8 protein-coding genes are annotated in these 5025 nt (G+C 68.9%); 4 read left to right on the forward strand and 4 right to left on the reverse strand.

Features of this window, described 5'->3' with window-relative positions; genetic code table 11:
* Positions 1-159: 159 nt before the first annotated feature.
* Entirely contained in the window at positions 160-741 is a 582-nt protein-coding gene (locus tag ABZ260_RS46330) for a copper chaperone PCu(A)C (RefSeq protein WP_350911246.1), read from the reverse strand.
* A 261-nt stretch (positions 742-1002) separates the two neighbouring features.
* On the opposite strand from ABZ260_RS46330, the gene ABZ260_RS46335 reads away from it, so the two are divergent.
* From ABZ260_RS46335 to ABZ260_RS46350, 4 genes are all read left to right on the forward strand, one after another.
* Positions 1003-1485, forward strand: a complete 483-nt coding sequence (locus ABZ260_RS46335; RefSeq protein WP_030924410.1) for a CarD family transcriptional regulator — start codon at positions 1003-1005, stop codon at positions 1483-1485.
* A 17-nt stretch (positions 1486-1502) separates the two neighbouring features.
* Positions 1503-1961: a 2-C-methyl-D-erythritol 2,4-cyclodiphosphate synthase gene (ispF, locus tag ABZ260_RS46340; RefSeq protein WP_355631035.1), complete on the forward strand. Its 459-nt coding sequence runs from the start codon at positions 1503-1505 to the stop codon at positions 1959-1961.
* Positions 1962-2148: 187 nt separating this feature from the next.
* A complete protein-coding gene (locus ABZ260_RS46345; RefSeq protein ID WP_355561110.1) occupies positions 2149-2415 on the forward strand; it encodes a GlsB/YeaQ/YmgE family stress response membrane protein in 267 nt (88 codons plus the stop codon).
* Between the two features lie 92 nt (positions 2416-2507).
* Positions 2508-2774, forward strand: a complete 267-nt coding sequence (locus ABZ260_RS46350) for a GlsB/YeaQ/YmgE family stress response membrane protein (RefSeq protein ID WP_355561107.1) — start codon at positions 2508-2510, stop codon at positions 2772-2774.
* Positions 2775-2798: 24 nt separating this feature from the next.
* On the opposite strand, the gene ABZ260_RS46355 is transcribed toward ABZ260_RS46350, so the two are convergent.
* From ABZ260_RS46355 to ABZ260_RS46365, 3 genes are all read right to left on the reverse strand, one after another.
* Positions 2799-3995 (reverse strand): fumarylacetoacetate hydrolase family protein, encoded by a 1197-nt coding sequence (locus tag ABZ260_RS46355; RefSeq protein WP_355631038.1) that lies wholly within the window; start codon positions 3993-3995, stop codon positions 2799-2801.
* Between the two features lie 76 nt (positions 3996-4071).
* On the reverse strand, positions 4072-4869 hold the full coding sequence (locus tag ABZ260_RS46360; protein WP_355631041.1) for a hypothetical protein: 798 nt from the start codon (positions 4867-4869) through the stop codon (positions 4072-4074).
* Positions 4870-4879: 10 nt separating this feature from the next.
* A partial coding sequence (locus ABZ260_RS46365) for an ACT domain-containing protein (RefSeq protein ID WP_355631044.1) occupies positions 4880-5025 on the reverse strand: 146 nt, incomplete at its 5' end.

Below are 5025 nucleotides of genomic sequence, written 5' to 3' on the forward strand. Positions count from 1 at the left end.
GGGGTCGTACGGCGTGCCCGCGCCGTACGGCCCCTCGGCGTGTCCGGAGGCGGTCACCGGGGGCCGGGCCTTGTCCGATGACCGGCTCCCGGGGATTCGGATCTCCCGGGAGCCGTGGTCGCCCGGCGGCCTCCCGCATGGTGAGGCCGACGGGAGTGGTCAGTGGCCGTGCCCCTGCCCGTCCTCGGTGGAGGCGGAGGGGGTGGGGGTCGGCGTGGGAGCCGCGGAGGCGCCGGGAACCTGCGGGTAGGCGGTGAACTCGCGGCTGCGGGTGATGACCGGGATCGTGAGCTGCACGACCCCCGCGTTGGCGAACTGCAGCTGCACCGGGATGGACTCGCCGCCCCTGAGGGGCTTCTTCAGCCCCTCGATCAGGATCGTGGGTGTCGGCTTGCCGACGTTCACCCGCTGGTTCTGGGGGAGCGGTACAGGCGCGCTCACCTTCGCCGTGCCGAGGGCCGGGTCGACGCCGAGGCCGACGAGCTGGTCGGGGCCGTTGGTGTTGACCAGGGACAGGTAGAGCGGCGTGGCCGTCCCAGCCGGTAGCGTCCCGCCGGAGTCGGGGCCGAGGAAGAAGGCCTGGGAGATGTCGATGCCCTTTGTCTTGACCGACAGGGCCTCGGTCGGCGAGTAGGGCTTGTTGGTGATCGCGTCGGATCCGGCGCCACAGCCGGCCAGAGTCAGGGCGGCTGCGAGGAACGCGGCGGCGGCGATCGCCCGGTGACGGCTGTTGCGGGTCACGGTGCGAGTTCTCCTTGTCACGCATGAGGTAGGGCAAGGCCAACCCTATCGGCGACGTTTACCGGCTTCCGCCTCGCCCTGCCTGATCATTCGGAGGTGGGGAACGCAGGTCATAAGTGCTTTTTGCCCCCTTGATTCACACACTTGAGCACTTGTCAAGTCATAAGACGCGGCTTTGACCTGCAGTTATGGTGATTTCACTGTTCCGGGAGGCTGTGGATACGTGGTACTCTTGAGTACAGCGGAAGGGGTACTTGTCACATGACTTTCCAGGTCGGCGACACTGTCGTCTACCCCCACCATGGGGCTGCTCGGATCGAGGCGATCACGACCCGGACCATCAAAGGTGAGGAAAGGACCTACCTGGTTCTTAAGGTCGACAAGGGCGACCTTACCGTCCAGGTGCCGGCTGATAACGCCGAACTCGTGGGTGTTCGCGACGTAGTCGGACAAGAGGGCCTTGAGCGCGTTTTCGACGTGCTTCGAATGCCTCACACCGAAGAGCCCACGAACTGGTCCCGCCGCTACAAGGCGAACCTTGAGAAGTTGGCGTCCGGTGATGTCAACAAGGTCGCCGAGGTCGTTCGCGACCTGTGGCGACGAGACAGGGAACGCGGACTTTCCGCGGGAGAGAAGCGAATGCTGGCCAAGGCCAGGCAGATCCTCGTCAGCGAGCTCGCGCTCGCGGAAAAGACCAATGAGGACAAGGCCGAGGCCCTGCTGGACGAGGTTCTCAACTCCTGAACAAGACATTTCCACGGGTGGGCGTCGGAGTCGACGTCCACCCGTTCGCTTCCGGCCGCGAGCTTCATCTCGCCGGCCTGTACTGGCCCGGGGAGACCGGCCTGGCCGGGCACTCCGACGGTGATGCCGCGGCTCACGCGGCCTGTGACGCTCTGCTGTCCGCGGCCGGTCTCGGCGACCTCGGGGGCCTGTTCGGCACGTCCGATCCCCGCTGGGCCGGTGCCTCGGGTGCCGCCCTGCTGGAGGAGACCGCTCGCCAGGTGCGGGCCGCGGGCTTCGAGATCGGCAACGTGGCCGTCCAGGTGATCGGTAACCGGCCCAAGATGGCCCCCCGCCGCGTCGAGGCCGAGAAGGCCCTCAGCGCGGCCGTGGGCGCTCCCGTGAGCGTCAGCGCCACCACGACCGACGGGCTGGGCCTCACCGGCCGAGGCGAGGGTGTCGCGGCCATCGCGACCGCGATCGTGGTGAACCTCTAGCGGTTGTCGGACGTCTTCTCATGCGGAACGTGGAAACGTTCCGGCGGGCGGCGCGGAATGCCCGTCAGTCCACATCGAGGCGGTGGCCCGTTTCCTGGCGCGGTACGGGCCACCCCTTTTTGGGATGATCTATGAATGCGCTGGGTAACTCCCTGATGACTGTGTCTCGTGACAGGGGGAGCCGGACATGATCGGATCGATTGTCTCCGCAATCATCATCGGCGCCATCATCGGCGCGCTGGCACGCCTCATTCTTCCCGGGCGCCAGAACCTGAGCATCGGCCTGACGCTCATCGTCGGCATCATCGCGGCGCTTATCGGCACCGCCATCGCCGCATCGGTCGGCCTGACCAACACGCGGGGGATCAATTGGTGGGAGCACCTCATCCAGCTCGCGCTCGCCGTGATCGGAGTGCTCCTCGTCGTTCAGATGCAGGCGAGGAAGTCGCACTGACCGAATTTTTACCGTTTACAGGAATATCCATGGCATAGGGGGTAGCCACCTCCCTGTGAGAGTGAAGGTCTCACCCTCACTGGGAGGTTGAAATGACTATTGAGTCCATTCTTGGAGCAATCGTCATCGGCGCTGTCATCGGTGCCATCGGTCGTCTGCTGCTTCCCGGTAGGCAGGCGATCGGATGGATTCTGACCATCGTCGTCGGCATTGTCGCGGCGCTCATCGGCACCGCCATCGCCCAGGTTCTCGGCGTCGCCACCACGGACGGGATCGACTGGATCGAACTCGTCATGCAGGTGGGTCTGGCCATCGTCGGTGTCGGCCTGGTCGCCGGTCTCAAGCGCTCCAGGGTCTGACGAACGGCCTCTGGTGGACAGCGTCTAGCGGACGGCGGGGCGGACCACTCCGGTGACCTCGCCGAGGTTCAGCTGACCCCCCTCCGGGCCGGAGGTGCTCGCGGTGACGCGCACGATGTCGCCGTCCTCCAGGAAGACCCGTTCGGTTCCGTCCGGCATGCCGAGCGGGTCTCGGCCGTTCCAGGTCAGTTCGAGCAGCGTGCCGAACTGGCTTCTGGCCGATCCTGACACCGGCCCGGAGGTGAGCAGATCGCCGGTCCGCAGCGGGGCGCCGCTCACACCCGTGTGAGCGAATAGCTGCGGGCCGGTCCAATACTGGGTGGCGAACGGCGGTTCCGACAGGAGCCGGCCGTTCAACTCGACCCGCAGGGTGAGGTTCAGGCCCCACTGCCGCCTGGCCAGCAGATAGGGCGGCGGAGGTGGGTCCTGGACGGGCGGCACCACCCGGGCCGGCTCCAGCGCCGCGAGCGGGACCACCCACGGAGAGATCGAGGTGGCGAACCGTCCGAGAAACGGCCCGAGCGGTGTGCTCTCCCAGGCGATGATGTCCTGGGCCCGCCAGCTGTTGACCACCACCACCCCGAAGACGTGGTCCTCGAACGCCTGGGTTCCCAGCGCGTGCGGCGGGGTTGAGGGGACGCCGACCACGTAGCCGATCTCGGCGGAGAAATCCAGCTGAGTGGACGGCCCGAATACCGGGTCAGCTCCTCCCAGGCCCCGGAGCTGACCCGACGGGCGCACGACCGGAGTGCCGGAGACCACCACGCTCGACGCCCTGCCGTACTGCCCGATGGGCATCCGCGGCCAGTTGCGCGGCAGCGGATCGCCGGGCGGCCGGAACATCCGGCCCAGGTTCGTCTCGTGCTCGATGGACGACTGGAAGCGGATCAGGTCCGCCACGTGGAACGGCAGGTGCATCAGCACCTCGACCATCGGGATGAGCGCGGGCATCACCGCCGGACGGCATGACGGCTCGGTGAGCAGATGGATCAACCGCTCCCTGACCTCCTGCCAGATCCGCGGTCCCGCGGACAGAAACGCGTTGAGGGTGCCGGAGGCGAACCAGGGTGAGCCCCTCAGCACCCCGGTCTCCGCCAGCAGGCCCAGATCCAGTACCTGGCCGCTGATCGCCACGCCGACACGGGGGAACTCGCCGCGGCGCGAGAAAACCCCGAAGGGCAGGTTCCGCACCGGAAAGCCGCTGTCATCGGAGGCCTTCACCCAGCACTTCGTCACGCCGGCTTCGTTCCCCGGATCCGGTCAGGGGGTCATGCGGGCGCGGTCAAGCTTTCGTCCCTCACTCGCCGGGCGGGACGGGCGTGCTGCGCATCCGCCCGGAGGGAGGAGCCGCGGTGCCGTCCTCCTGGTTTGCCTGGGCCTCCTCCCCGGTCTCGGCGGCCTCGGCGCCGTGCGCGGGGTCGGGCGAGCCACCTGCTCTCCTGCCCGCGGTAGCCGCCTTCGCTGCCGCCTCGGTGACCTCCGTCGCCGTCCCGCCGGGCGTGACGTTCGCCGCCCGATCCTTCACGGCGAGGATCGGCTGGGTGTCGGCGTCGCGCTCGCTCACCTCGCTCACCTCGTTCGTGTCGGGTCGAGCCGTGCCGGGTGGGCCGGCCTCGGCCGTATCGGCCTCGCTCGTCCGGGACTCCCGCTCCCGGGGGAGGCCGGCGTCGGTGTCCCAGGTCTCCACCCGCTCGCTGACCCTGCTCTCGCCTCCAGGCTCCTCCTCGGTCGCTCGCAGGCCGGGACGGGGCGGGTGGACGAGCAGATCGCCCTGGCGGGGCCGGACCAGGTCACCCCAGCGCATCGGCTTTCCCTGCCGGGGAGCCGCGGCCCTCCGTGGGGGCGGGGGGCCCTGCGGAAGGTCGGCGACCTCGGGGGTCTCCGGCGCCGCAGTGGGGCCGACCACAGGCTCTCCCGCCGGGAGATCGTGGTGCGGGACCGTCTCCAGCGGAGGGGCGGCGTGCGGATCGAGCATGATCTCGGCCGCGGGGTGGTGCACCAACTGCCCGGGGTGGCCAGGCCCCGGCCGGCGCTCCTCGCGGTCCGGCGCGCCCGGATGCGCCGAGGACGGCCGGCCCGCCTCGGGGAACGGCACGATGTCGTGCTCAGAGGCGAGCCGGCCGGCCAGGCTCGCGTCGGTCGCGGCACGCCTGGCGGCGGATGACGACCTGCTCCACGTCGGCGACGACGACGGGGAATCCGGCCAGAACAGAGAAGAGGCGTGAGGTCACGCCTGGGCGGTCCGGACCGG

Origin of the sequence: Streptosporangium sp. NPDC006013, from assembly GCF_040614275.1 — a bacterium.
Classification (GTDB): domain Bacteria; phylum Actinomycetota; class Actinomycetes; order Streptosporangiales; family Streptosporangiaceae; genus Streptosporangium.